This is a genomic window from Faecalibacterium prausnitzii (assembly GCF_049532945.1).
Taxonomy (GTDB): domain Bacteria; phylum Bacillota; class Clostridia; order Oscillospirales; family Ruminococcaceae; genus Faecalibacterium; species Faecalibacterium prausnitzii_N.
Genome location: NZ_CP186691.1, coordinates 1,837,237 through 1,862,759, shown reverse-complemented (window position 1 = coordinate 1,862,759; position 25,523 = coordinate 1,837,237). Strand labels below are relative to the sequence as shown.

Below are 25,523 nucleotides of genomic sequence, written 5' to 3'. Positions count from 1 at the left end.
GAAAACGAGCTCCCCACAGTCTGCTTCGCAGACAGCCCCCTCCGGGAGGGCGGCGGCATCGCCTGCGCGGTGCCGAAGGGAGCTTCTGGGAAAAGTATCAGAATCAAACGAGATAGAGGAGGACCATTTTTATGGCAAAATTCATCTTTGTCACCGGCGGTGTCGTCTCCGGCCTTGGCAAGGGCATCACAGCCGCATCGCTGGGCCGTCTGCTCAAGTGCCGCGGTCTGAAGGTGGCCAGCCAGAAGCTGGACCCCTATGTGAACGTAGACCCGGGTACCATGAGCCCGCTGCAGCATGGCGAAGTGTTCGTGACCGACGATGGCACTGAGACCGATCTGGATCTGGGCCACTACGAGCGCTTTATCGACGAGAATCTGAACAAATACTCCAACCTGACCACCGGCAAGGTGTACTGGAACGTACTGAACAAGGAACGTCAGGGTGCATATCTGGGCCAGACCGTGCAGATCATTCCCCACATCACCAACGAAATCAAGAGCTACATCTACAATCTGGCCTCTTCCACCGAGGCTGACGTGGTCATTACCGAGATCGGCGGCACGACCGGTGATATTGAAAGCCAGCCCTTCCTCGAGGCCATCCGTCAGGTGGGTCTGGAGCAGGGCCGCGACAACTGCTGCTACATCCATGTGGTGCTGGTGCCTTACATTTCCGGCTCGGACGAGTACAAATCCAAGCCTGCACAGCACTCTGTGAAAGAGCTGCAGGGCATGGGCGTGAACCCGGACATCATCATCCTGCGCGCAGACGGCAGTGTGGGCGGCGACATCCGCCGCAAGATCAGCACTTTCTGCAATGTGAAGCCGGAGTGCGTGATCGAGAACCTGACCATGCCCAGCCTGTACCAGTGCCCGCTGATGCTGCACACCGGTGGTCTGGACGAGGTAGTGGTGCAGAAGCTCAAGCTGGATGTGCCCGCTGCCGACCTGACCGAGTGGAAGCAGGTGGTCAGCCGCATTGCTACCCGCAGCAAGACCTGCACCATCGCGCTGGTGGGCAAGTACGTCAAGCTCCACGACGCCTATCTCTCTGTGATGGAGAGCCTGTACCACGCAGGCTTCGAGAATGACAGCCAGGTGGAGATCAAGTGGGTGGAAAGCGAGGACCTGACCGACCAGGCCGCCTGCAAGGAAGCCTTTGCAGATGTGGACGGCATCATCGTACCCGGCGGCTTTGGCGACCGCGGCATTGAGGGCATGATCCAGGCTGCACAGTATGCCCGCGAGAACCATGTTCCCTACTTTGGCATCTGCCTTGGCATGCAGATCATGGTGATGGAGTTTGCCCGGGGCGTTTTGGGCTACAAGGATGCAAATTCCAGCGAATTCACCCCGGATGGCAAGCATAATGTGATCGCCCTGATGGCCGACCAGCAGGGCAACATTCCCAAGGGCGGCACCATGCGTCTGGGTAAATACCCCTGCAAGGTGATGCCCGGCACCAAGATGGCCGAGTGCTACGGCGAGGCCGAGATCTGGGAGCGCCACCGTCACCGCTACGAGTTCAACAACGAATTCCGCAGGAGATGCAGGACGCCGGTCTTGTTATTTCCGGCACCAGCCCCGACGGTCGTCTGGTAGAGACTGTAGAGCTGCCCGGCCGTGACTTCCATTTGGGCGCACAGTTCCACCCGGAGTTCAAGAGCCGTCCGAACCGCGCGCATCCCCTGTTCAAGGGCTTCATCGCAGCAGCTCTCCAGTTCCGTGCCGCCGCGCAGCGCAGCATGATGAATGTGTGATACCCTCTCAGTCTGCTGCGCAGGCAGCTCCCCCAGAGGGGGAGCCACTGGCGAGCCGGTTTTGACTGTGCTGAAATGAACAAAGCCCCATAAAACCATAAACAAAAGTGCTCCGCTGTTTCGATTCACAGCATCATTCCCATTGCTCTTTGTCAGAGCATGGTACAGATGCCGCTGGTCTTGACAGCGGAGCACTTTCGTTTACGATATCAAAATGCCTTCATCATTCAGCAGGAGTTGCCCGACCTGCCAAAGGCTCCCCCTTTGGGGAGCTGGCATCGCTGCGCGATGCCTGAGAGGGTCACTTCTTTGCAGCAGCCTTCTTGCGGGCGGCGCGGCTGGTCTTCCGGGCAGCAGGCTTCTTGACCGGAGCCTTGACCGCTGCGGGGCAGCCTTTTCTGCGGGCTTTGCCTCCGTCTTAGCCGGTTCGGCCTTGACTTCCTCGGCCTTGGGTGCCTCAACAGCAGGAGCAGCCTCTGCGGGCTTCTCTTCCGCCTTGACCGGCTCTGTCTTGACTTTTTCCGCCTTGGGGGCCTCGACAACAGGAGCGGCTTCTACGGGCTTCTCCTCTGCCTTGACTTCGGCCTTCTCCTCAACGGGAGCGGCGGCAGGCTCGTCCTTCTTGGCAGCGCGCTTTGCGCTGGCGCGGTCCTTCACCTCGGAGATGGTCCAGAGCTGGTCTTCCCCAGCGGTCTCCTGCCAGATCTGCAGCTGTGCGCCATCGGAGACGCCCATGCCAACGGTGTCCACGCACTTGCCGCCGGCCCAGGAAGAGCGCAGGCGCACAGTTCCTTCCGGGGTGGGCTGAACAGTCCACATCTGAGAGGTGCCGCCCACATCCTCCCACAGGTGCAGCCAGGTGCCGTTGGCGGTGCCGGTCATGGTCAGGTCCAGCAGCTTGCCGGATGCGCGGTTGCGGATGCGGTAAACGCCGTCACCCACGCGGATAAAGCTCCACTCCTGCTCAGGCTTATGCTCGTACTTGCCCAGACGGACGGTCTCCTCGTTCTTCGTGGAAGCAGCCGCCTCGATGACGCTGCCGGTGCGGGCAGCGATGGTGTAAAAGTGATCGGCTTCGATCACGGTCTGTGCAACAGTTTTCATGATAATTCCCTCCAAACGTTTTTCTCACAAACAAATCTATCTTTTTGTCTTGTTAAATTATACCACTTGTCGTAATTTTTTACAAGGATTTCGACATTCCTTTAGCACTTTGACCAAAAAGCGTCCGCTTTTCATCTGCTTTTGCAAACTTCGACTGAACTTTCGGCCGTAACCAAATTGTAACCGTGCCCAAATGTTCCAATGCAATGGAATGTCCGGGTGTTTCGTATTATAATCAAATGGGAAAGCCCATCCGCATTTCGTCCCTGTGACCTGTGAGGTACTGCATTATGAAACAGAATCTACTCCGCATCGGCTGCGCGGCGGCGGGCCTGGCACTGGCGGCGGGGGTGTTCACCTCCTGTTCGCTGCTGCCCACGCCATCCCGGCCCGTGTCCCACCCCCAGCAGGAGGAGGAACCGCCCAAATACGACGCCTCCTCCCTGCGGGACGGCAGGCTGCGGCTCTTCTCCAGCTATGACTCCCTCGGCGGGAACACCATCCTCTGCGGCGACAAGGTGGTGCACCAGTCCCCTGCCAGCGAGACGTCCTATCTGCTGACCGACAGCCAGACCGGCGAGACGAACTGGTTCGTCTGCACCTGGTCTGACCCGGACACCGCCGCCGGGCGGCGCAGCGGCATCTTCGACCGGACGGGTGAGGCGCTCTACACCTTTGACCGCGAATACGACGTCCGCCTTTCCGGCGGCGTGCTCGTTCTGACCACACCCACCAGCTTCGCCTATTCGCCCCTGCACGACCATGCAGCGGGCGACGTGCGGGTGCTGGATTTTGCTTCGGGCACCGAGTACCCTGTGCCCGAAAACGCCTACACCTGCCTTGTGGCGGGCGACCGGCTGGCCTTTGGCCTCTATGCCCCCGGCGATGCTGCGCCCGATGAAGAGAACGACGACCTCTACCAGTATGCTGCCGTTCAGATCCAGGAAAAGGACGGCACCGTAGTCTACCAGAACTTCCACGGCCTGCTGTACAGCCTTTCCGCCGGGATCGACGACCCGCTGGCCCCCGCCGACTGGGTGGAGATCGACACCTACAACGCGGACGGCACAAGCCTGGAGTCCACTTCCCTGCTGAACGCAGCCACCGGCGAGGAGCGGGACGGCTTTGTCACCTATCTCCACGCGGGCCTTGCCAGCTTCCGGACCGACGAGGGCAAGTATCAGCTCGTGGATCTGGTCAGCAACATGACCAGCACCGTGCTGTGCGAATTTGACGACTCCATCAGCGGGTACGCGCCCGGCGTGACCGTGCTCTACCGGGAGGGCGGCTACCTCCTCTACGACCTGACCACCGGCGACACCCTCGACCTCTACAACATGGCCCTGGGCACCAACACGCTGGACATCTACGCCAGGGACGGCACCCTCCGCGTCTACGACATGGACACCGGTGCCATCCGGACCGACACGACGGTTGCGCCGCTGGAAGCGCTGCACCGCACCGACCTCTACGACCAGGGCGGCGGCTGGGTCAACCTGCGCCAGTACGACAACGACAACTACGATGTGACCACCCTGACCCTCGCCGGGCCGACGCTGAGCAAGACCCTTTCGATGGCCGACCTCACCGCCCGCTACGGCGACGACTTTGACGGCTACCTCTGGCCCGTGGCTGCCACGGAGGACGACTTCTATTTCTCCATCAGCTACCGCGGCCCTGGCAGCACCTGGCTGTACGACCTGCTGGACAGCGACGGCGCGGTCGTCCTGGCCGGGCTGGGCAGCTGCGGCGAGTACTCCCGCTACAACAGCAGTGCGCCCCTGCCTGCAGGCGTCTTCGTGGCGCGCAAGGGCTTCGATTACGGCTGGATGGACGTGGAGGGCAACTGGATCTACTGCCAGAGCATCTTCACTTCCACCAGCGACGAGACCGACAACTACTTCTATTGAGGGAGGGTTTCACCATGAAACAGTCTAAAATTTCCCGCCGTTCCTTCCTGCTGGGGCTGGGGGCCGTCTCCACGGCGGCGCTGCTGGCCGCCTGCGGAGAGGCTGCTTCCAGCGCACCGGCATCGAGTGCCGCTTCGTCCGAAGCACCCGCCTCTTCCGCCAGCGAAGTGTCCGCAGCACCCATTCTCACCGAGGACGAGTTTCCCGTCACCGACGGCTCCACGGCCTGCATCCCGCTGATGGCCCAGATGATGGCCGATACCACCGGCATCGATCTGGAAGTAGCCCAGAGCGCCGTGACCACCAACACCACCGCCTGGGCCTGGCGGAACCTGGGCCTTTACGGCGACACCGAGAACGGCACCCGGCTCATCATCGCCTACGAGGCCCCGGAGTCAGTCAAGGAAGAGTTGAAGGCCGATGGTGCCCCGCTGGAACAGAAACCCATTGGCCGGGACGCACTGGTGTTCATCGTGAACGAGAACAATCCGGTCAAGAGCCTGACCCGGCAGCAGCTGAAGGATATCTATGCCGGTAAGATCACCAACTGGAAGGAAGTGGGCGGCGAGGATCTTGCCATCGTGCCCTTCCAGCGGGGCGAAGACTCCGGCAGCCAGACCCTGTTCCGCAAGCTGCTCATTCAGGGCAGCGAACTGATGGACCCGCCCACCGAGCTGGCTCCTGCCATGGGTGAGCTGGTGGACAGCATCGCCGCCTACAACAACAGCGCCAATGCTATCGGCTTCTCGGTCTACTACTACATCGACCAGATGTACTCCCAGCCCGGCCTGCGTCTGCTGGCCGTGGACGGCGTGACCCCTTCCAACGACACCATCGCCAGCGAAAGCTACCCGCTGTGCAACGAGTTCTATGCCGCAGTCCGGCAGGATTCCGGCCCCGACACCCCGGAGCGCAAGGTCTACGACTGGCTCTCCACCGATGCAGGCCGCGCCTGCATCCAAAAGTCCGGCTATGTGGCCGCCCAATAATTTTTACTCGCGTGTTCCATTCGTTTGACTTCGTTTCCATTCTTTGCTACAATGAAGAAAAGTCTGGCGCTCTCGGCCAGATCTGCCGCAAGACGTGAAGATGCGAAGGAGAATGAACCATGCTCAAACCCCACAACCACCCTGTGGAAAGCCACGGCCGCACCGCGCTGCGCAACTACATCATCCAGGCATCCACCCTGCTGGAGATCACGCTCTCCGGGCTGGTCCTCATCGGCCTGCTGTTCAGCATCGTGCCGCTGCTGAAATGGATGCCCGGCCTGCTGTTTGACGGCAACGAAGTGGAGATCCGCATTTTTCTGGAGCGGAGCCTTGACATCGTGATCGGCATCGAGTTCATCAAAATGCTGGCCAAGCACAGCCCCGGCAGCAGCCTGGAAGTGCTGCTCTACGCCATTGCCCGTCATCTGGTAGTGGGCCATGACTCGGCAGTAGAAAACCTGCTCAGCGTGGGAGCCATCGCCCTGATTTTTATTGTGCGCAAGTTCTTCTTTGTGCCGGCCTTTGGTGCCCACCTGCCGGACGGCAACCCTGCCCCCGACCTGACCCCGAACCAGAGCGGCATCCCTGCCCAGGAGTTCCGCCAGCGTCTGCATGACCGCATCCACGCCGAGGACCTCGACGAAGAAGAGAACGCCTCGGAATATGAGGATATCGAGTGAGCCCTCTCCCCGGAACGCACACAGCCCCCGTGCCAAAGCACGGGGGCTGTTGTTTTGGCTCAGTTTATGCGTTCACGACGCCGCCCTCGACGACGAGTTCGTCCTCGTAGTCGGCACCGTAGGTATCCACCAGAGTCTCCTCATAGTCTTTGTGGAAGAACTGCTCATCGGCCAGCGCGGTGATCTCCTCATTGATCCAGTCCAGCAGGGTGGCGTTGCCCTTGCTGACGGCCGGGGCGATGGTGTCGGCGCTGCCCAGAGAGGGAATGCCGACCGTGTAGCCGGTGTTCTGCTTTGCAAATGCAATGACCTCGGTGTTATCGTTGGCCCATGCCACGCCGTTGCCGTTCTCCAGTGCATTCTTGGCCGTTGCATAGGAATCGTACTTCTGCAGCGGAATGTCGGGGTACTCCTTGGTCAGGTAGGTCTCGGCGGTGGTGCCGGAAATGACGATCATCTGGTCGTCAGCGTTCCAGTTGTCCAGAGTGGTGATAACATTGCTGTCCGGAGAAATGACACCCAGAGCCACGTTCATATAAGGCAGAGCAAAGTCCACTTCCTCTGCGCGCTCCGGGGTCACGGTGAAGTTTGCCAGGATCACATCCGCCTTGCCGGTCTGCAGGTACTCGATGCGGTTTGCAGCCTCGGTGGAAACGAAGTTGATCTCCACGCCCAGATCCTCGCCCAGACGGCGTGCAAAGTAGACATCATAGCCCTGATATTCGCCGTTCTCGTCCACATAGCCGAACGGGTTCTTATCGGAGAACACGCCGATGTTCACGGTGCCGTCGGCCTTGATCTCATCGAGGGTGCGGTAAACGGTGTCGCTGCCGCAGCGGAACCAGCGGCAGAACTGGAAGCGGAAGCCGCCGTGGAGCTGGACGAACCGCCGCAGGCGGTCAGTGCGCTGGCAGCTGCTGCGGCCCCCAGGCCCAGCAGGAAAGAACGGCGGGTGATCTTGTTGGTTTTCATCGTTTGTTCTCCTTTGCTTTATGATGACTTTCCCATATGATTTATCTGAACTGCACACAGTTGCAGTTGCTGGCTTGGAACCTCTCAGTCTGAAAAATGAGCGAGCCGTTACTTCACTGCCTCAAACGTGAAGGTGTTCAAAAACTTCTTTGCACGTTCGGTCTGCGGGTGGTCAAAGAACTGTGCGGGCGGGGCCTCCTCGACGATGCGGCCTCCATCCAGAAAGAGCACACGGTTCGCGACGGCACGGGCAAACTGCATCTCATGGGTGACGATGACCATCGTTTTGCCCTCGCGGGCCAGGTCCAGCATAACGTCCAGCACCTCGCGCACCATTTCCGGATCAAGGGCAGCAGTCACTTCGTCAAACAGAAGGATCTCCGGGTGCATACACAGTGCGCGCACGATGGCAACGCGCTGCTTCTGGCCGCCGGAAAGCTCCCGCGGGTAGCTGTTTTTCTTGGCAAGCAGGCCCACACGGTCCAGCAGAGCTTCGGCCTCCTGCTGCACTTCCGCTTTGGGGCGCTTCTGCACCTTGGTGGGTGCCAGAAGCACATTGTCCAGCACCGTCATGTGCGGGAACAGCTCGTAGCTCTGGAACACCATGCCGATGCGCTGGCGCAGCTGGGTCAGATTTTTACCGCCGTAGGCAACGGTCTCATTGCCCAGCCGCACCCGGCCTGCCTGCACCGGTTCCAATCCGTTCAGACAGCGCAGCAGGGTGCTTTTGCCGCAGCCCGAAGGGCCGACCACCACGATGACCTCGCCGGGCTGAACGCCAAAGCTCACGTTATCCAGAATGTTCGTCTGACCATCGTAGCTTTTCACCAGATGGTCCACGGTCAGGATCGGTTCTGACATGTCCGGGTCACTTCCATTTCTTTTCGAGATAGGATGCCAGCAGACTGATGGGCCAGCATACGAAGAAATATAACACGAAAACCGTGAGATAAATGCCAAACGCTGCGTTGGGGCTGGCGGTGCGGTTGGCCTCGATGATCTGCTGTGCTACCTTGATCACTTCCACCACACCGATCATCAGCACAAGGCTGGTGGTCTTGATCATGCGGGTAATCAGGTTGATGGACAGCGGGATCAGGCGGCGCACCGTCTGCGGAATGATGATGTACCAGTAGGTCTGCGCACGGCTCATGCCAAGGGCCTCGGCGCTCTCATACTGGTGCTTCGGAATGGCGATCAGCGCACCGCGCACAAGGTCGCTCATTTCTGCGGTGCCCCACAGCACAAACACGATGATGGATGCCGTCTCGCCGGAAAGGTTCCACCCAAAGGCACGGGTGGTGCCGAAGTAAACGAGGAACAGCAGCACCATCTGCGGCATGATGCGGACGAACTCCAGATACACCCGGAGGATGGCTTTCAGGATGGGATTTTTGAAGGTCATGAGCACGCCCAGCAGGATGCCCAGCGGCAGGCCGATGATCACCGAGACGGCACTGATTTTGAGTGCAACGCCAAGGCCGCCTAGCAGGCGGACCATGTTTTTGCCCTTGAACAGGACATCAAGACCCAAATCCAGCATAGCGCAGCCTCCTTTCGATCAGGCTGCCCACAATGGACACCGGCAGCAGAATGATAAGGTAGAACACCACCAGCAGGAACAGACATTCGATGGTTTTGGAGTACATGCCGATGAGGTCCTTTGCCGTGAACATCAGGTCCATCAGGCTGATGGCGCTGAACACGCTGGTCTCCTTGAGCAGGAAGATCACATTTGCCATGAAAGCCGGCATACTGGTGGACATGGCCTGCGGCAGAATGATGTAGCGCATGGTCTGCCAGCGGTTCATGCCAAGGCTGTAGGCACTCTCGGTCTGGATGGGCTCAATGGCTTCCAGACCGCTGCGGAACGCTTCGGCCATGTAGCTGCCGCCCAGAAACGCCAGACCGGCAATGCCGCAGATCTCGGCATTGGTGCGGATGCCCACCTTGGGCAGGCCATAATAAATGAAGAACAGCTGCACCAGCAGCGGTGTGTTCCGGCTGAGCTGGATGTATGCCCCCACAAGGCGGCGCAGCACCGGCACTTTATCGTATTGGAGCACGGCGCAGACCAGCCCGATGCCAATGGCCCACACGATGCCGATGACACCCAGCCGCAGCGTCAGCCACGCCGCTTTTTCGTACTGCGGCAGGAAGCTTGCGATGACGTCCCAGTCCATGCCTGTCCCCTCCTTTTTGCATTGATTTTTTCGTTGGCCGTATGATAAACCTATTTCCCTAGAATGTCAATAGGATTATAGGGGATTTTGGCGTTCGTTTTTTCAGGTTTGCCCTGATTCCACCTTTCAGCGCGTTTTTTCACCTTTTCATTTTTCGCAAATTTCATACAATATTGGTATGTTTGCACAAAGGCAAAGGCCGCCCATGCAGCTTGCACAGACGGCCTTTGCCCTGTTCTATTTCTTGTTTTGAATCAGCGGATCTCGATGCCCAGCTTGAACTTCAGGTTGCCCAGCACCTTTTTGACGGTGCGCTCGACCTGTTCGGCAGAGACTTCTGCGCTGGGGTCGGACAGAGACAGGGTGAACGCCATGCTCTTCTTACCCTCGCCCAGATTTGCGCCGCGGTAGATATCGAACAGCTTCACGTCGGTGATGAGCGGGCTGGCCTTCTTGATGGTCTCTTCGATCTCGCCGCAGGTGGTCTTTTCATCGCAGACCAGTGCCAGATCACGCTTGACAGCAGCGTAGGGACTGAGCGGCTGATAGCGCAGCTCGCCGTCCACGCAGGACATCAGAGCCTCGTAATCCAGCTCGCCCAGATAAATATTCTGGCTATCCTTCTGATCCTTTGCAATTTCCAGCTCGCCGTTGATCTCGTTGGACAGCTTGCCAAACACACCCAGACGCTTGTCACCACAGTAAACAGCGGCGCTGATGCCGGGGTGCAGCCACGGGGTGGTCTCGCGCTTGTAGTCAAAGCTCAGGCCAAAGCCAGCTGCCAGTGCTTCCAGTGCACCCTTAACGGTGAAGAAATCTTCTTCAGGGCCGAATGCGCCGATGCAGAGGGTCTGGCGCTCGTGCGGATGCTCGTTGATGGGCAGTTCCTTTGCAAGATACACCGGTGCCATCTCGAACAGACGGCCTTCTGTGTTGCCCTTCTTGAGATTGTCCACAATGACATTCAGCATGGAGGGAGCCAGCAGGGTGCGCATGATGGACAAATTCTCGCTGATGGGGTTCAGGATGCGGATGGCCTTGCGGGCTTCATCATCCGCCGGGATGTGCAGCATATCCAGTTCTGCGTTGGAGTAGAAGGCCAGCGTGGAGGCCTCATAGAAGCCCTGTGCGGCCAGCAGACGCTTGGTCTTGAGCTGCTGCTTCTGGTCATAGTTCAAACCGCCATTTGTAACGGAGGCAGTGTTCAGGAAGGTGGGCACAATGTGGTCGTAGCCGTACTCACGGATGACCTCCTCGGCCAGATCCGGGAAGCTCTCCACGTCCTCGCGGTACAGGGGTGCGGACACGTCCCAGCTGCCATCGGCCTGTACATCCACCGTGAACTCCAGACGCTGCAGAATGTCGATCATGGTCTGATCCGGCACGGTGATACCCAGCACGCCGCAGATCTTAGCCGGAGTGGTAACGATGTGCTTGCGCTCCATCGGGCGGCCATCGGTCAGGTCATATTCCAGTGTGGTGATGTCGCCGCAGTCCAGCTCCTGGATCAGGTGCAGGGCACGGGCAAGGCCCAGTTCAGGAGAGTGACGGTCCACGCCCTTCTCGTAGCGGGCAGAAGAGTCGCTGTTCTGGCCCAATGCGCGGCTGGTCTTGCGCACGCAGTCGCGGGCAAAGGTGGCACACTCAAACAGCAGGCTGGTGGTGTTCTCATCCATGCCGGAGTTTGCGCCGCCCATGATGCCGGCAAGTGCCACCGGCTTTTCGGCATCGCAGATGACCAGATTGTTGGGGTTCAGAGTGAACTCCTTCTCATCCAGCGTGACGATCTTTTCGCCCGCATGGGCGCGGCGCACATCGATGGTGCGGCCGGCGACCTTGTTCAGATCAAAGGCGTGCATGGGCTGACCCATTTCCAGCAGGGTGTGGTTGGTGATATCCACCACATTGCTGATGGAGCGCAGGCCGCACAGAGCCAGATGGCGCTTCATCCAGCGGGGAGACTCGCTCATGCGGATGTTGCGCACATAGTGTGCCATATAGCGGGGGCACAGGTCCGGAGCCTCCACCTTGACGGTGATGGGCGCATCCGGCTCGCAGACGGCCTTGTAGTCCATTGCGGGCATGTGCAGGGGCTTGCCCAGAACGGCAGCCACCTCGCGGGCGATGCCCAGAACGGACTGGCAGTCCGGGCGGTTGGCGGTGATGGAGATATCAAAGATATAGTCGTCCAGACCCACCACCGGCGCAATATCGGTGCCAGGGACAGAGTCCTCGGGCAGAATGAGCAGGCCGTAGACCTCAGAGCCCGGGAACAGGTCATCGTTCAGGCCCAGCTCTTCGCCGGAGCACAGCATACCGTTGGACTCCACGCCCTGCATCTTGCGGGCCTTGATCTTGATGCCGCCGGGCAGGGTGGAGCCATCCAGAGCCGCGGGCACGCAGTCGCCCAGCTTCATGTTGGCGGCACCGGTGCTGATGCGGATGTCGTGGCCGTAGTCGCCGCAGTCCACCACACACTTGGTCAGGTGGGTGCCCTCCTGCTTTTCCATCTCCACGATCTTGCCGACGACCACCTTGCTGATGCCGGCATCCAGCGGGATCAGCTCTTCGACCTCAAAGCCGCAGGAGAAGAGCTTTTCCTCCAGTTCCTGCGCAGTAACGTCGATATCTACAAATTCTTTTAACCAGCTGAAAGGTACTTTCATTGTCTCTTCTCTCCCCTCTTATTCGTGGAACTGCTTGAGGAACTGCAGGTTGTTCTCGAACATCAGGCCGATGTTGTTGATGCCATACTTCAGCATGGCGATACGCTCGATGCCGATGCCGAAGGCGAAGCCGGAATACTCGTCCGGGTCGATATTGCAGTTCTCCAGCACCTTGCGGTTGACGACGCCGCCGCCCAGCACCTCGATCCAGCCGGTGTGCTTGCACAGCGGGCATCCCTTACCGTGGCACTCGAAGCAGCTCACGTCCACCTCCACGCTGGGCTCGGTGAACGGGAAGTAGGAGGGACGCAGGCGGGTGCGGGTGTCAGCGCCGAACAGCTTCTGCACGAAGGTATTCAGTGCGCCCTGCAGGTCGCCCAGCGTGATGCCCTTATCCACGACCAGACCTTCCATCTGGTGGAACATGGGGCTGTGGGTGGCATCGGAGTCGGAGCGGAACACACGGCCGGGCATCAGGATCTTGATGGGCGGCTTCTGAACGTCCATGGTGCGGATCTGGCCGCCGGAAGTCTGGGTACGCAGCAGGAACTCATCGGACAGGTAGAAGGTATCCTGCATATCGCGAGCCGGGTGATCCTTGGGCACGTTCAGGCGGGTAAAGTTGTGGTCATCGTCCTCGATCTCCGGGGAGTACCCCACCGAGAAGCCCATGCCGGAGAACACGTCGATGATCTGGTTGGTGATCAGGGTCAGCGGGTGCAGGCCGCCCATGGGGCGGGTCTTGGCGGGCAGCGTGATATCCACCGTCTCGGCGGCGTTGCGGGCGGCCAGCTCGGCTTCCTTCACCTTGGCAGCGGCAGCGTCGTAATCTGCCTGAACCTTTGCCTTGAGTTCATTGATGATCTTGCCCATAGCGGGGCGCTCTTCCGGCGCAACGGTGCGCAGGTTCTTCATCAGGGCAGGGATCTTGCCGTTTTTGCTGAGGTACTCCTGCCAGAAGGAGGCCAGCGTTTCCTTGCCGGACACCTGACCAAGGCTTTCAGCGGCCTGTTTTGCCAGCTCGTCGATCATTGCTTGCATGGATGTTCTCTCCTTCTCGGTTTTCTTCTTGTTCAGCGGGTAACAAAAAAGCTCCGCCCCACTCTGCCTTTCGGCAAAGGGGACGAAGCTGTAAACTTTACTCCGCGGTACCACCCGGTTTCCGCTCTTTTTTATAAGGAGCGGCGCTCAAACGCCGTAACGGGGCGCACCGTCCCGCACTAGCAGGCTGTCTTCAGCCGTTCACGCGGGCCGCTCAGGAGCGAACTTCGGTGCACGTCTCTCTCGGAAGCCCTCTCAGCCGGTGAAGCTTCTCTCTTTGCCGGACACACTGCACGTACTTTCTCCGTCGCTGCGTTTTTGCATATCAGGTTTTCATAACCAGAAATCATCTTACCACATTTCGGCGCGGTTTGCAAGCGCAGAAGCGGATTTTATGGCAATTTTCCGTTTTTCGCTTGTGTTTTCCGCCGGGATATGGTATGCTGAGCGCAACGTTTTACTGGAAGGAGGGTGCACCCACATGGGTTGGAACGGCTGCGTTTTCTTCAAAAAAGGAAACCCTTAAGCATTTCCGGCTCGAAGTGCGCCCATTTTTAGGAATCACCCTCTCAGTCTGCTGTGCAGCCAGCTCCCCCGAAGGGGGAAAGATGGAGTTTGCGCAATGCCAAGGCCTCTCCTACCAGGAGAGGTGTCACCGAAGGTGACGGAGAGGTTGTACAAAGAGACTCTAAGGATGGGCACTGTTTCATCTTGTAAAAATGAAAGGTGCTTTCCATGAAATCAAACAAAAGATCAACGCTCAACATCAAGCGGCAGCTTGGCTGTGTGTATACGGCCGACTTCTTCTCCGGCCTGCGGATCACCGACGCTGTGTGGGTCGCGCTGCTGGCCGCGCGGGGGTTCTCCCTGTGGGAGATCGGCCTGGCCGAAAGTGTTTTCCATATCGTCAGCCTGCTGTGCGAAGTGCCCAGCGGCATGGCGGCAGATCTGCTGGGCCGCAAAAAAGCCCTTGTGTCCGGCGGTGTGCTGGCCGTCACCTCCAACCTGCTGATGGCGTTTGCACCGAACCTGTTTGCCATCTGCTTCGCAATGGCGCTGAACGCGCTGTACGGTACCCTGTTCTCCGGCACCTTCACGGCCCTTGTCTACGACAGCCTCAAGACGGAAGACCGCGAGGACGAATACCTTCAGATCTCCGCCAACAGTTCCCAGATCTCCATGCTGGCCAGTGCGCTGGGTTCGCTGGCCAGCACGGTCCAGCGGTTCCTCGGCTTTGCAGGCTTTTATCTGCTCAGCGCCCTGTTCGAGGGCGTCTCCACCCTCGCCTGCCGATGGATGAACGAACCCATCGTCACGGCAGCGCAGGCCAACCGGGCCCGGCAATCCCTGCACGACCTGCCCGGTCAGTTCACCCAGCTCGTGCAGGACAGTCTGCATGTTCTGCGCACCTGCCCGCTGGCCGCGAAGCTCATCGTATCCAGTGCGATCATCTCGGTACCCAGCTACCTGACCAAGATGTTTTTGCAGCAGCGTCTCATTGAGCTGGGCTGGCCCACCGAAGTGCTGTTCCTTCCCCTGCTGCTGGGCGGCATCGCCTGCGTCCTCGGCACCGAGGCCGGACGCCGGGTCCGGTTCCGCTCCATGCGGCGGTTCTACGCCGTCTGTGCCCTGCTCTGCGGTGCGGGCACCCTTCTGGTGGGCACCGCACCTGCCTGGGGCGGCATCTTCGGCATGATGCTGGTGCAAGGCGTTTTGGAGGTCTACCTCCTGCATGAAAGCCAGCAGCTCAACGACGCCATCCCCAGCGACCAGCGCGCCACCCTCATCAGCGTGGACAGCATGGCCTACAGCCTGCTCATGATCCCCGCCAGCCCCCTCGTCGGTGCGGTCGGTGACGCCTTCGGTCAGGCCGGTGCCGGTCTCGCCCTCCTCGGCGGCCTTGTCGCCGTGAGCGGACTGGTGCTTCTGGGGCAGAAGAAGCGATAAGAGAACAAGAGAAAGAGCAAGGACCCGACACTTCCGGTGCCGGGCCCTTGTTTTTGCTGTGTATTTCTTATTTTGCAATCAGCTCTTCCGCCAGCTGCTCCATCTGTGCCTCCGATGCGGCACTGACTGCCGAACGGATGGTAACGACGTTCTCACACACGGCGATGTTCTTCATGCTTTCCAGCTCGGCGCGCATGAGCTTTGCGGCCATGGGTGCCCATGTGCCATTCTCCATCAGACCCACCGTGCGGTTCTGGAAGCTCTTGGTCTTGAGGTGGGTCAGCAGATTCTCCATCGGCGGGAAGAGGAAGCCGTCGTAGGTGGCGCAGGCCAGCACGATCTTTCCGCAGCGGAAGGCTTCTGTAACGGCATAGGACACATCGGTGCGGGTCAGGTCCATCTCCACGACCTTTGCGCCCTTTGCACGCAGCTTTTCGGCCATGAGGTGGGCTGCTGCACGGGTGTGGCCGTGGATGGAAGCACTTGCCACAAGGATTTTTTCCGGCTCCTCGGGCTTGTAGCTGGACCAGATGTCGTAGTAGTTCAGATACTTGCCCAGATCGCCGGTCAGCACCGGGCCGTGCAGCGGGCAGATGGTCTGGATGTCCAGAGCCGCGGCCTTTTTCAGCAGTGCCTGCACCTGCGGGCCGTATTTCCCCACGATGTTCAGGTAGTAGCGGCGGGCTTCGCTGGCCCAGTCGGCCTTTTCGTCAAACTTTGCCACAGCACCAAAGCGGCCGAAGCCATCCGCGGAGAACAGCACCTTTTCGGTGGATTCATAGCTGACCATGACCTCCGGCCAGTGCACCATGGGGGCAAACACAAAGGTCAGGGTGTGGGTGCCAAGGCTCAGGCTCTCGCCGTCCTTCACCACCACGCGGCGCTCCTTTGCCACAGCATCAGCACCAAAGAACTGATCCATATACAGGAAAGTCTTGGCGTTGCCCACCACCTGCATCTCAGGATAGAGTGCCGCCAGCTTTGCAATGTTGGCACCGTGGTCCGGCTCCATGTGGGAGACGATGAGGTAGTCGGGCTGGGTGCCGTTCAGGGCCTCGGCCAGATTTTCCAGCCACGGCTCGGTGGCGCGGGCATCCACCGTGTCCAGAACGGCGGTCTTTTCGTCCAGAATGACATAGGAATTATAGCTCACGCCGGTGGGCACCGGATACTGGCTCTCGAACAGGTCGATGGTGGTATCATCCACGCCAACGCCCAAAATGGCTTCACTGATCTTGTTTACGCTCATAACAGACATCCTCTTTTCTGTTGTATCGCTGTTCCGGCGAACCGGAAATATTTACCAAGAACTTTTCCTATTATAACACAAGGGTTCTCATTTTGCAAGCCGCTTATCCCTCTCCGTCACCTCCTGCTTTTTTGCCCAGCTCAGAGTTCGCCGTCCTGCCACTGGCTCCCGCTCTGGGGGAGCTGCCCGCCGGAAAGCGGACGGAGCGGGGCGTCCAGCTCCAGCAGGGTGGCCGCTGCGGCCTCATCGAGGCTCTGGACGCTGCGCAGTTTCCGACTGATGGCACGGCTGCGCACGCCAATGAGATTATCCAGCTCTTCGTCGGTCTGGCGCAGGCGCTGCTGCATCTTGGAAAGTCCCTGCCCGAACTTGTCAAATTCGGTCTTCACCGCACCCAGCAGCTGCCATACCTCACCGGAGCGCTTCTGGATGGCAAGGGTCTTGAAGCCCATCTGCAGGCTGTTGAGCAGCGCTGCCATGGTGCTGGGGCCTGCAATGTTCACCTGATAGTCCCGCTGCAGCACTTCCAGCAGGCCCGCGTTCACCACCTCGGCATACAAACCCTCGAAGGGCAGGAACAGGATGCCGAACGCCGTGGTGTAGGGCGGCTCCACATATTTTTCCCGGATGTCCTTGGCCTCGGCCCGCAGCACCAGCTCCAGTGCGTGGCGGGCGTTCTCCACGGCCTGTGCGTCGCCGGATGCCTGCGCATCCTGTAAATGGGCATAGGTGTCGCCGGGGAACTTGGAGTCGATGGGCAGCCACACCGTGCCGCCGTCCGCGCCGGGCATCCGGATGGCGTACTCCACCCGCTGGGTGCTGCCCGGAATGGTGGCCACGTTGGTGTCGTACTGTTCCGGGGCAAGGATCTCTTCCAGAATGGCTCCCAGCTGGATCTCACCCAGAATACCGCGGGTCTTCACACCGGAAAGCACCTGTTTCAGCCCGCCCACATCAGCGGCAAGGTTCTGCATTTCGCCAAGACCCTTGTACACCTGTTCCAGCTGGTCGTTCACCGCCTTGAAGCTTTCGGTCACCCGCTTCTGCAATGCATCCTGCAGCTGTTCGTCCACCGTATGGCGGATCTCGTCCAGCTTCTGGGCGTTCTGGGCCTGCAGGGCAGTCATGCCCTCGGCAAGGGTGCGGCGCATCTCTTCCAGCTTCTGGGTATTGGATGCTTCCAGCGAACGCAGACGGCGTTCCAGAAGCTGCTGCTGGCTGTCCTGCCCCTGTGCCAGCGTCGTGCTCATGTTCTGCACCGCAGTCTGCAGCGTCTCGCTGACACTGCGCAGGGCGATGTGATTCTGCTCGGCGAGGGCCGACTGCCTGGCCGCAAACTCCTTAGCCTGCGCATCCAGCTGCTGCTGCATCCAGAGCTTGAGCTCGTCGTGATCCGGTGCACCGCCCTGCTTTTTGCCGGTGCGCCAGAGCACCACGGCCAGTTCCAGGCAGATGACGACCAGCAGAAGGGTGTAAAGTCCTGCCAGATATTCCATAAATGGTTTTCTCCTATCATCAAAATCCGGGTCCCGCAGAAGGCAGGGCCCGGTGTTTTTTTACAGTAATTCGTAGTTCACAAGTTCCTTGCGGGTGTCAAGGGCATCGCCGTACAGGCCCACGCCGTCCACCTCGCATTCGCCGGACTGGTTGTCGTAGGGGTCGGAGCGGAAGCCGGTCATGGGCGGGTCGAAGGGGGCCTCGAAAGCGCGGTTCGCCACCATCCGCCCGGTGTCCAGACTGCCGAAGTAGTGGCGACGCATCTTTTCATCGCCCTGCCGCGCCATCGACGCACCAAACGAGCAATCCGCATACATCCAGCCCTTGGGCGCGATGTAGAACATAGCCCAGTCGTGGCAGCCCACACCTGTGAGCGAGACGGACAGGCCGCTCTGCCACTGGGCCGGGATGCCCACCAGACGGCAGAGGGTGATGAAGGTCAGCGCCATGATGCCGCAGTCGCCCCGGCGGTTCCGGGCGCACTGGTCGGGCAGGCACTCCTGCACGAAGTAGGCGGGCTGATAGTGGTAGCGCACGTTCAGGGTGACGTAATCGTAGATGCGTTTTGCCTTTTCCGCCGGGTCGGTGATGCCGTCGGTCAACTGGTGGGCCAGCGCCCGCAGATAGGGCGTGAAGACGATGTGCGGCGCTTCCTCGCCGGTGTCAAAGGTCGGCTGCTGTGCATCCGGCCGGATGTCCATCGGGTCTGTGTAGACGGCCGTGGTCCGGTAGCGGTACTCCACCCCAAAGCGGCGGTTCTCGGTGAGGTCTGCCTCCCAGAAGACCGTCCGCTGAGGCGCGTTCTCGTCCGCGATACGGGCAGGCGGCTCGGTGCAGTCCAGCAGCTCGATCTCGCTCTGGGAAAGGCAGGCGGCCGGGATTGGCAGCCAGGCGCGGACATGCACACTGTTCCGCCCCTCCGCCTTCACCTCGGCCAGTGCGGCGGCAAAGGCTTCGTCCGACATGCCAACGCTGGTCTTCAGGGTGATGCGGGCGCTTGCCTGGCCGTCCCGCTCCATCTGTTCATGCTGGCGGTTGCGGAACTCCCGCGCCGAAGTGCCGGGGGCAGGCGGGTCGATCTGGCGGGCGGCGAGGTCGGCATGGGTCGCCAGCAGCGTTTCGGCAAAGCGGTCGAGGTAGTGCTTCTCCCCTTCCACGAACCGCCAGTCCACCCGGCCCTCCTTCACGAGAAGCCGGAACTCCTCGCGCGTGAAGTCCCGCACCATCCCCTGCATCCGGGCCACGGCTTCGTCCTCGGTGTAGCAGTATTCTGCCGGGATGCGGCGCATGATCTCCCGCTGGGCCAGCATCGCATCCCGCAAGGCCTCCACACCGTGGGGCGTGGGGTTCTGGGGCAGCTCCTCTCCCACCGGTTCCGCGCCCTGGCTGCGGGGGCTGTTCTGGGTCACCGTCCAGTCCTCGGCCAGATAGGCGTCGATCCGCTCGATGGCCTCCTGATAGTACCCGGCGGCTTTCAGCCGCTCCACATCGTCCGGCAGGCCCACATTCAGGCTGCGGAACGTCTCGTTCCAGTTCTTCATCCTACAACGCTTCCTTTCTTGATCCTTATGCGGCAGGCTGCTGCGCCTGCGCGGTCTGCTCTTCCCAGAAGGCGGCGGCATCGTTGAGCCAGCCTTCTGCATCCGTTCCCTCTGCTATGCCAATACCGTGGAACGCACGTTTGTACACACTTTCGTGGTACGGAACACCATTTCTCGCCAGTGCTTTTTGAAGTGCCGGGCCCTGCTCATAATAATTGAAGGCCATCAACAAAATGTCATTCAACCCATACCAGAAATATGTTGGCGGAAAATCCGGTGTCACACAGCCGGAAATATTATAATCGTAGTAGCGCAGATCTTCCGAATACGTATCGATCAGCCAACGGTAAATCGGTTTTGCTTCATAGAAATTATTGATCGGATACGCCAACAGCAGTACGCCGGGCCGAGGCACATTGTAACGAGGATATCCCACTTCTTGCCCGCAGAATACGCCCGCAATCTGACCACCGGAAGAATATCCCAGCAGCGCATAATCTTCCGTCTGGACCCCGAATTTTTCTGCGTTGGCCGTAATCAGTTGAATCGCACGGCCAAGGTCCTGAATCGGTGCGTTGTCCTTTGCTTCACTTCCGATCCGATACCGAAGTGCAAATACCGCATATCCTTTTTGATGCAGTTCCCATGCAGTGGAAACACCGCCCCGCATCTCGCCGCTGTAAAACAGAGCGTTGCCCGAAAGCACGACCGCATATTTTGCATTGGGCTTATCTGCCGGGAAATAATAGAGTTCCGCATGGTCGCGCGTCTTGTCCTCTGCAATTTCTTCCGGCGTATAGAGTTTGTACGTAATTTGTGTTCCTGTATTATACGTGTCGATCAGAAAGTTCATCCCAGCCACACAGCTGTTGATGGATTCTTTTCCGATCACATCCAGCATCGTATCGTTGTCTTTGCTGTTTTTCAGCAGTCCACAATCCCGCTCCCAGACATATACATAGGTGTAAATGCCCGACCCCTTGATGCTGGGGTTTTCGCGCAGTTCCTTCATCGTGGTCTGCGGGGTGATGTTGGCTTCGCCTTTTTCCCCTTCGGCAAAGGCGGGCAGGGCCAGTGCCAGCATCAGGCAGAACAGCACGGCCAGCCGTCTCAGGATGTTTTTCATCGGCACTCTCCTTTACGCTGCCCCGGCCCGGAGCGCACGTCTCCTCCAACCGGGCTGTCATCATGCTCTGCACGAGCGAAAACAGCTGGAATTTTCTTCTATTGTAGCACAACCGACCGTTTTCGAAAAGGTATCTCGGATAAAAAAAGACCACCTCCTGCCCAAAGCCACCGCGCCCGGCGGCCAACTGCCGGGCAAGCGTGCAGTTTCCGGCTAAAAACATTGTACTTTGCCGGAAAGTCTGCTATACTGAAAGAATCGGAAGAATTTTTGAGGAATCGCGGAGCATTGCGGCTCCGTTCAGGGGAACGTATGAATAAGATCACAGTCCGGCCCATGACGCCGGAAGATTGGCCGGCAGTATCCAAGATCTATCTGGAAGGCATCGCCACCGAGCACGCCACCTTCCAGACCGACTGCCCGCCCTATCCCGCGTGGGATGCCTCCCACATCAAAGAATGCCGCCTTGTGGTGGAGGACGATGGCGTCCTGGCGGGCTGGACGGCCCTGCACCGGGTCGACCCCCGCTGGTGCTACCGGGGCGTGGCCGAGGTCAGCATCTACATCGGCGAACGGTTCCGGGGCCGAGGGCTGGGGTATCACCTGCTCACCACCCTCTGCCAGCAGGCCGAAGCGGCCGGTTACTGGACGCTGCAATCCACGGTCTTGCAGGACAACGCAGCGTCCAAAGGCCTGCACCTGAAATGCGGGTTCCGCCTGGTGGGCCGCCGCGAGCGCATCGCGCGGGATTGCCATGGCCGCTGGCTCGATACCTTTTTGATGGAACACCGCAGCCAGGACGATGAACCGGCGGGGTATTTCAAACTCTAAGGCAAAACTCTTCAACGCAAAAAAAGCGATGGCTCGAAACGGCCATCGCTTTTTGCGTTTTCTGTTTTGATTGCCTGCGGAATTACCAGAACCAGTACCGCTTCTTGACCGCGACATACGCGATGAGGCAGGCCACCACAAGGATGCCTGCGCCGATGAAGAAGGTCCAGTTGATGCTGGTGAAGCGCAGATTCTGGTTGGTCAGCAGATACTCGCCCGCCACGTCGGCATGTGCCACGCCGTCCTTGTAGCTGTTGAGGAACTGCCACTTCCCGCTCACGGCGTTGTGCAGGTACAGGCGGCTGTACCCGGCATTTTCGCCGGTCATGGTGATGGTCACGCCGCAGGGCATGTCCTCGCCCTCGTTCAGGGTGAAGCGCAGACCGTACTCGTCGGGCGCAAAGGTCAGCGCGGTGTTCACCTCGCTGGTGGTGTTGCGGATGGTGGAGCCGTCCACGGTCAGGGTGTAGTCCTCCGCTTCTAGCACGAGGGTGCGGCCCGTGGTGCGCAGGGCGTTCAGCATCGCGGTGGTCAGCACCGGGACCTGACTCTGCGGGTAGGAGATGGTATCGGAAGCCGCATTCTCGATGGAGGCCACGATGGGGTCGGTCTCCGCCGGAGCCGTCCCCTCCCCGGTGCTGTCCGTGCCGCTGCTGGACGCAGACGCCGTGCGGTTGACGATGACCGTCACCGACGAAGAGACCTTGCCGTTGGAGACGATGATGGAGGTCGCGCCGGTGGCAACGCCGGTCACGACGCCGCTTCCGTTCACGGTGGCGATCTTTTTATCCTTGCTGGTAAAGGTCAGCTTCTGGGAGGCCGAAGACGGTGCCACCGAACCGGTGATGGTGCTGGAAGCCCCCGGCTTGAGCACGATGTAGTTCGTGTTCAGGGAGATGGACTCCACCGGGCCGGTGGACGCCGAGCTGGAGGAGGCTGCCACAACGGTCACGGTCGCCGAGCAGGTCACATCTCCGGCGGTGGCCGTGATGGTCGCCTTGCCGGGGGCCACGCCGGTCACTTTGCCGAAATTGTTCACAGTGGCCACGCCGGGATCGGAGGAACTCAGCGAGACACTGATATAATTTGCTGCCGTGGTGGGCAGCACCGCCAGCGAGAGCGACGTGGTGTCGCCCACGGCAATGGTGCTGGACGCCAGCGTGATGTCCATCTCGGTCGCGATCATCGTGCTGTCGGGCTGGGTGGTGATGGTATAGGTGCAGCTGACATCGCCACAGGTGGCCGTGATGTTCGCCGTGCCCAGACCCACCGCCTGCGCCACGCCGTCCTCCCCGACCGAAACGATGTTCGGGTTATCGGAAACGTAGCTCACGCCGTTGCGGCTGGCGGCTTTCTGCGGCTGGACCACCGGCGAAAGCTGCTGGGCCGTGCCCACGGTCATGGTGGGGGCATAGTCCCCTGTTTCCACGCTCTCGGCCGCCACAGGGCTCCACGGGAAGGTGATGGCAGCCGGGGCAGAAATGGGGCTGGCTGCGGCTGCGGGCAGCGCTGCGCCTGCGGCCAACAGGCCCAGCAGGGCGGCGCTTACGGCCAGCTGTTTCGGGTTCAGTTTCATTCTATCGTACCTCTTTGGGCGTTGAGTTTGCGGACGCTGTTTAACGGAACAAAACGCCCAGGGCCTCCATGACATATTCAAAGTAAGTCAGCTTGTCGTACTCGACACGGGCGGTCACGCTCATGCCGTTGGCCAGATCGACCTTGTCGCCGCTGTTGCTCACCACGTAGGTGCTGTTGGGCTTGATGGTCATCTTGTAGTACGAGCCGGACTCGGTGGAGGTCACATCGCTGTCAATGGAAGTCACCGTGCCGGTCAGGTTGCCGTAGGAATACTCCGACAGGCCAGTGATGGCGATCTTGCAGGGGTCGCCCACATTGATGAGCGGCCGGTCGCTGACGGTCAGGGCCGCCACGATCTCCTGATCGCTGTTCTCGCTGGCCACGGTGGCCAGTGCCGAACCGGCGCTCAGCACCATGCCCACCTTATAGGGGGTGTCCATGTGGATGACGCCGGACGTGGGCGCATAGATGTAGTAATCGTTCGCACCGCTTGCCAGCGTATCCAGCTGGGCCTGAATGTTGTCGATGTTAGTCTGCACACTGGTCAGGTTGCTGGTGATGGACTGCAGCGTGGAGTAGTACAGCGCCTCGATCTCGCTCTGGTTCTGCTCCATCAGGGCCTTGATCTGCTCGTCGGAGTAGCCCGCCGCCTGATAGGGCGAAGCGTCAAAGGCCTTCTGCTGCACCTGGCTCTTGTAGCTCTCATACTGGTAATAATAGGGCTGGTCGTCCAGGTCGGTCTCGCTGAAATAGTTCGTATCGTCCTGAATGGACTTCAGCAGCTTTTCATACTGTGCCTTCTGCTTCTGATAGATCTCCAGCTGGCTCTTGTAGCTGTCCTGCTGCATGTCGATATCCGTGCTCTTGATGTGGGCCACGAGGTCGCCCTCGTTCACATAGCTGCCCTCCGAGATGTTGAGCTCGGTAATGGAGCCGGAATAACTGGACATGATATAGGTTTTATTGCTGGCCTGCACGGTGCCGGTCGACTGGCTGACGTAGGTGCGGTAGTTCTGGGTGCTCCAGATGGTCAGGAAGACCAGCAGGCCCGCCACCAGAAGGATCATCGCGTAGCCAAAGGGCGGCACACGCTTTTCCATCATGATGCGGCGATCCTGCAGATCCGAAAGGTTCTGAACTTTAATCGTCATAATTACTTGGTCTCCATAAAGACGTCGAGCACACCGTTGTCGTCGTCCTGATTGACATAGACGCTGTACGAATCGCCGGTCGTCTCGATCTCATGCTCGAACGCATAGATATCCAGTTTCTGGCTGGCGAGGTTGCTGTAGCTCATGGGGCCGGTGTAGTGGGCATACAGGCAGTTGCGCACCCGCAGCAGAGCGTCCATCTGGTAGCCAGGGTCCAGCCGGGGGATCAGCTGGTTGACCTGCTGCATGAAGTAGATCTCCGCCGTGGGGTTGGGGCCCTTGCGCATCTTCACGCACTGCACGATGGGGCCAACCGGCATGGCGTCATGGCTGCGGATAAAGTTGTGCATCTGGGTCAGCACAATGGCCAGATTGCCCATATCCTCAACTTCCACCTTGCGCGACAGCACATTGGTGAGCTTCAGGGTCTTGTGTTCTGCAACTTGAATTTCTCTCATGGTATCGTCCACCTGTTTCTTTAGATTTTGCAATAGGTCATCGTCTATGGAAAATAGATCGGGGCTTCATTTTGGCCGGAAGGTCTGCCGTTGTACAACCTCTCCGTCACCTGCGGTGACACCTCTCCTTTTTGCTTCTTATTTTCCACACACGATCACCTATTACACCCCTCCGGTGCCGCAGACAGACCGTCTGCATCCACGCTTTTCAAGGGGATATAATAAGTGACATTATAAAAATAAGGTGTGCCAGAAGGCTTACGCCTCCTGGCACACCATTACGAGGCATTATCATCAGCCCCGCCTACAATGTAGGGCGGTGCGAATGAAATACACCAACTATTCAGCTAAGATTAGGCCTCGGTGATGAAGAAATCCTTACCGTTGAAGCTGCCCTTGTATGCCTTCTTATCGGCAGGACCCTTGAACAGAACAGTGTCGCCAGCCTTGTTAGCAACAGTAGCAGTGCCCAGGTTGTAGACAGCAGCAGCAGTGCCCAGAGTGGTAGCAAAAGAATCGCCGAAGTGGCCGTTCGCAGCAACGAACAGACCCTTCAGGTTCTGGCCCAGCTGCTTCCAGTTAGCATCGCCGCTGAAGACATAGCCCAGAGTCTTGTTCACAACGTTCTGGAGCTTAGCGTTACCAACGATGGTCACAATGTTGGTGTTGAAGGTCTTGACGTTGTCAAGAGTCCAGATCGGAGCGGTAACAGCGCCGATAGCCTCGATCACGCCACCACCAACAACGTAGGTCATCTCGTTTTCTGCAACAGCAGAGAAGTTTGCAGGCATCATCATAATGAATTTCTCCCTTCAAATGATTGAATCGAATTTAGGAC

General features: G+C 59.4%; 19 protein-coding genes and 2 pseudogenes. 6 read left to right on the top strand and 15 right to left on the bottom strand.

The window, feature by feature from the left end; translation table 11 throughout:
• The first annotated feature begins 131 nt into the window (after positions 1-131).
• Positions 132-1,762 (top strand): annotated as a pseudogene (locus tag ACNQFG_RS09250) (CTP synthase).
• 201 nt (positions 1,763-1,963) lie between these two features.
• On the opposite strand, the gene ACNQFG_RS09245 reads toward ACNQFG_RS09250, so the two are convergent.
• The gene (locus ACNQFG_RS09245) at positions 1,964-2,866 is read right to left on the bottom strand and encodes an RICIN domain-containing protein (RefSeq protein ID WP_423404680.1); all 903 of its coding nucleotides are present in this window, start codon (positions 2,864-2,866) and stop codon (positions 1,964-1,966) included.
• A gap of 290 nt (positions 2,867-3,156) precedes the next feature.
• Here ACNQFG_RS09245 and ACNQFG_RS09240 point away from each other — a divergent pair, with 290 nt between their 5' ends.
• The 3 genes from ACNQFG_RS09240 to ACNQFG_RS09230 all read left to right on the top strand — a co-directional run bounded on the left by ACNQFG_RS09240 (position 3,157) and on the right by ACNQFG_RS09230 (position 6,445).
• On the top strand, positions 3,157-4,776 hold the full coding sequence (locus ACNQFG_RS09240; RefSeq protein ID WP_423404679.1) for a DUF5046 domain-containing protein: 1,620 nt from the start codon (positions 3,157-3,159) through the stop codon (positions 4,774-4,776).
• Between the two features lie 14 nt (positions 4,777-4,790).
• A complete protein-coding gene (locus ACNQFG_RS09235) occupies positions 4,791-5,765 on the top strand; it encodes a substrate-binding domain-containing protein (RefSeq protein WP_423404678.1) in 975 nt (324 codons plus the stop codon).
• 119 nt (positions 5,766-5,884) lie between these two features.
• Positions 5,885-6,445 carry a transporter gene (locus ACNQFG_RS09230; protein ID WP_423404677.1) on the top strand — a complete coding sequence of 187 codons (561 nt, stop codon included), beginning with the start codon at positions 5,885-5,887 and terminating at the stop codon, positions 6,443-6,445.
• 64 nt (positions 6,446-6,509) lie between these two features.
• Here the strand turns inward: ACNQFG_RS09230 and ACNQFG_RS09225 are convergent.
• The 6 genes and pseudogenes from ACNQFG_RS09225 to pheS form a co-directional block, all read right to left on the bottom strand.
• Positions 6,510-7,417: pseudogene (locus tag ACNQFG_RS09225) on the bottom strand (transporter substrate-binding domain-containing protein).
• Between the two features lie 108 nt (positions 7,418-7,525).
• Entirely contained in the window at positions 7,526-8,278 is a 753-nt protein-coding gene (locus ACNQFG_RS09220; protein WP_423404676.1) for an amino acid ABC transporter ATP-binding protein, read from the bottom strand.
• 7 nt (positions 8,279-8,285) lie between these two features.
• Entirely contained in the window at positions 8,286-8,960 is a 675-nt protein-coding gene (locus ACNQFG_RS09215; RefSeq protein WP_423404675.1) for an amino acid ABC transporter permease, read from the bottom strand.
• Positions 8,941-9,600 carry an amino acid ABC transporter permease gene (locus ACNQFG_RS09210; RefSeq protein WP_423404674.1) on the bottom strand — a complete coding sequence of 220 codons (660 nt, stop codon included), beginning with the start codon at positions 9,598-9,600 and terminating at the stop codon, positions 8,941-8,943. The genes ACNQFG_RS09215 and ACNQFG_RS09210 overlap by 20 nt, the downstream gene beginning before the upstream one ends.
• A gap of 254 nt (positions 9,601-9,854) precedes the next feature.
• The gene (pheT, locus tag ACNQFG_RS09205; RefSeq protein ID WP_423404673.1) at positions 9,855-12,266 is read right to left on the bottom strand and encodes a phenylalanine--tRNA ligase subunit beta; all 2,412 of its coding nucleotides are present in this window, start codon (positions 12,264-12,266) and stop codon (positions 9,855-9,857) included.
• An 18-nt stretch (positions 12,267-12,284) separates the two neighbouring features.
• Positions 12,285-13,307 carry a phenylalanine--tRNA ligase subunit alpha gene (gene pheS / locus ACNQFG_RS09200; protein WP_423404672.1) on the bottom strand — a complete coding sequence of 341 codons (1,023 nt, stop codon included), beginning with the start codon at positions 13,305-13,307 and terminating at the stop codon, positions 12,285-12,287.
• A gap of 735 nt (positions 13,308-14,042) precedes the next feature.
• Here pheS and ACNQFG_RS09195 point away from each other — a divergent pair.
• Positions 14,043-15,254 carry an MFS transporter gene (locus tag ACNQFG_RS09195; RefSeq protein ID WP_423404671.1) on the top strand — a complete coding sequence of 404 codons (1,212 nt, stop codon included), beginning with the start codon at positions 14,043-14,045 and terminating at the stop codon, positions 15,252-15,254.
• A 67-nt stretch (positions 15,255-15,321) separates the two neighbouring features.
• Here ACNQFG_RS09195 and ACNQFG_RS09190 read toward each other — a convergent pair whose 3' ends face one another.
• The 4 genes from ACNQFG_RS09190 to ACNQFG_RS09175 all read right to left on the bottom strand — a co-directional run bounded on the left by ACNQFG_RS09190 (position 15,322) and on the right by ACNQFG_RS09175 (position 20,667).
• Entirely contained in the window at positions 15,322-16,503 is a 1,182-nt protein-coding gene (locus ACNQFG_RS09190; protein ID WP_423404670.1) for an FprA family A-type flavoprotein, read from the bottom strand.
• Positions 16,504-16,643: 140 nt separating this feature from the next.
• Positions 16,644-17,999, bottom strand: a complete 1,356-nt coding sequence (rmuC, locus tag ACNQFG_RS09185; protein WP_423404669.1) for a DNA recombination protein RmuC — start codon at positions 17,997-17,999, stop codon at positions 16,644-16,646.
• Between the two features lie 60 nt (positions 18,000-18,059).
• The gene (locus ACNQFG_RS09180) at positions 18,060-19,541 is read right to left on the bottom strand and encodes a transglutaminase-like domain-containing protein (protein ID WP_423404668.1); all 1,482 of its coding nucleotides are present in this window, start codon (positions 19,539-19,541) and stop codon (positions 18,060-18,062) included.
• Positions 19,542-19,566: 25 nt separating this feature from the next.
• Positions 19,567-20,667: an alpha/beta hydrolase gene (locus ACNQFG_RS09175; RefSeq protein ID WP_423406575.1), complete on the bottom strand. Its 1,101-nt coding sequence runs from the start codon at positions 20,665-20,667 to the stop codon at positions 19,567-19,569.
• A gap of 312 nt (positions 20,668-20,979) precedes the next feature.
• Between ACNQFG_RS09175 and ACNQFG_RS09170 the strand changes: the two genes are divergently transcribed.
• Entirely contained in the window at positions 20,980-21,498 is a 519-nt protein-coding gene (locus ACNQFG_RS09170) for a GNAT family N-acetyltransferase (protein WP_097793414.1), read from the top strand.
• An 82-nt stretch (positions 21,499-21,580) separates the two neighbouring features.
• Here ACNQFG_RS09170 and ACNQFG_RS09165 read toward each other — a convergent pair whose 3' ends face one another.
• The 4 genes from ACNQFG_RS09165 to ACNQFG_RS09150 all read right to left on the bottom strand — a co-directional run bounded on the left by ACNQFG_RS09165 (position 21,581) and on the right by ACNQFG_RS09150 (position 25,482).
• Entirely contained in the window at positions 21,581-23,074 is a 1,494-nt protein-coding gene (locus tag ACNQFG_RS09165; protein WP_423404667.1) for an Ig-like domain-containing protein, read from the bottom strand.
• A 40-nt stretch (positions 23,075-23,114) separates the two neighbouring features.
• Positions 23,115-24,227 carry an HlyD family secretion protein gene (locus tag ACNQFG_RS09160; RefSeq protein WP_423404666.1) on the bottom strand — a complete coding sequence of 371 codons (1,113 nt, stop codon included), beginning with the start codon at positions 24,225-24,227 and terminating at the stop codon, positions 23,115-23,117.
• A gap of 2 nt (positions 24,228-24,229) precedes the next feature.
• Entirely contained in the window at positions 24,230-24,685 is a 456-nt protein-coding gene (locus ACNQFG_RS09155; RefSeq protein WP_423404665.1) for a hypothetical protein, read from the bottom strand.
• A 353-nt stretch (positions 24,686-25,038) separates the two neighbouring features.
• Positions 25,039-25,482 carry a hypothetical protein gene (locus tag ACNQFG_RS09150; protein ID WP_423404664.1) on the bottom strand — a complete coding sequence of 148 codons (444 nt, stop codon included), beginning with the start codon at positions 25,480-25,482 and terminating at the stop codon, positions 25,039-25,041.
• Between the last annotated feature and the right edge of the window lie 41 nt (positions 25,483-25,523).

Coding starts and splice junctions, on each gene's coding strand:
- ACNQFG_RS09210 (WP_423404674.1), bottom strand. CDS start 9,600: ATGGACTGGGACGTCATCGCAAGCTTCCTGCCGCAGTACGAAAAAGCG.
- ACNQFG_RS09150 (WP_423404664.1), bottom strand. CDS start 25,482: ATGATGATGCCTGCAAACTTCTCTGCTGTTGCAGAAAACGAGATGACC.
- ACNQFG_RS09215 (WP_423404675.1), bottom strand. CDS start 8,960: ATGCTGGATTTGGGTCTTGATGTCCTGTTCAAGGGCAAAAACATGGTC.
- ACNQFG_RS09165 (WP_423404667.1), bottom strand. CDS start 23,074: ATGAAACTGAACCCGAAACAGCTGGCCGTAAGCGCCGCCCTGCTGGGC.
- rmuC (WP_423404669.1), bottom strand. CDS start 17,999: ATGGAATATCTGGCAGGACTTTACACCCTTCTGCTGGTCGTCATCTGC.
- ACNQFG_RS09170 (WP_097793414.1), top strand. CDS start 20,980: ATGAATAAGATCACAGTCCGGCCCATGACGCCGGAAGATTGGCCGGCA.
- ACNQFG_RS09190 (WP_423404670.1), bottom strand. CDS start 16,503: ATGAGCGTAAACAAGATCAGTGAAGCCATTTTGGGCGTTGGCGTGGAT.
- ACNQFG_RS09160 (WP_423404666.1), bottom strand. CDS start 24,227: ATGACGATTAAAGTTCAGAACCTTTCGGATCTGCAGGATCGCCGCATC.
- ACNQFG_RS09235 (WP_423404678.1), top strand. CDS start 4,791: ATGAAACAGTCTAAAATTTCCCGCCGTTCCTTCCTGCTGGGGCTGGGG.
- ACNQFG_RS09175 (WP_423406575.1), bottom strand. CDS start 20,667: ATGAAAAACATCCTGAGACGGCTGGCCGTGCTGTTCTGCCTGATGCTG.
- pheS (WP_423404672.1), bottom strand. CDS start 13,307: ATGCAAGCAATGATCGACGAGCTGGCAAAACAGGCCGCTGAAAGCCTT.
- ACNQFG_RS09195 (WP_423404671.1), top strand. CDS start 14,043: ATGAAATCAAACAAAAGATCAACGCTCAACATCAAGCGGCAGCTTGGC.
- ACNQFG_RS09220 (WP_423404676.1), bottom strand. CDS start 8,278: ATGTCAGAACCGATCCTGACCGTGGACCATCTGGTGAAAAGCTACGAT.
- ACNQFG_RS09230 (WP_423404677.1), top strand. CDS start 5,885: ATGCTCAAACCCCACAACCACCCTGTGGAAAGCCACGGCCGCACCGCG.
- ACNQFG_RS09240 (WP_423404679.1), top strand. CDS start 3,157: ATGAAACAGAATCTACTCCGCATCGGCTGCGCGGCGGCGGGCCTGGCA.
- ACNQFG_RS09155 (WP_423404665.1), bottom strand. CDS start 24,685: ATGAGAGAAATTCAAGTTGCAGAACACAAGACCCTGAAGCTCACCAAT.
- ACNQFG_RS09180 (WP_423404668.1), bottom strand. CDS start 19,541: ATGAAGAACTGGAACGAGACGTTCCGCAGCCTGAATGTGGGCCTGCCG.
- pheT (WP_423404673.1), bottom strand. CDS start 12,266: ATGAAAGTACCTTTCAGCTGGTTAAAAGAATTTGTAGATATCGACGTT.
- ACNQFG_RS09245 (WP_423404680.1), bottom strand. CDS start 2,866: ATGAAAACTGTTGCACAGACCGTGATCGAAGCCGATCACTTTTACACC.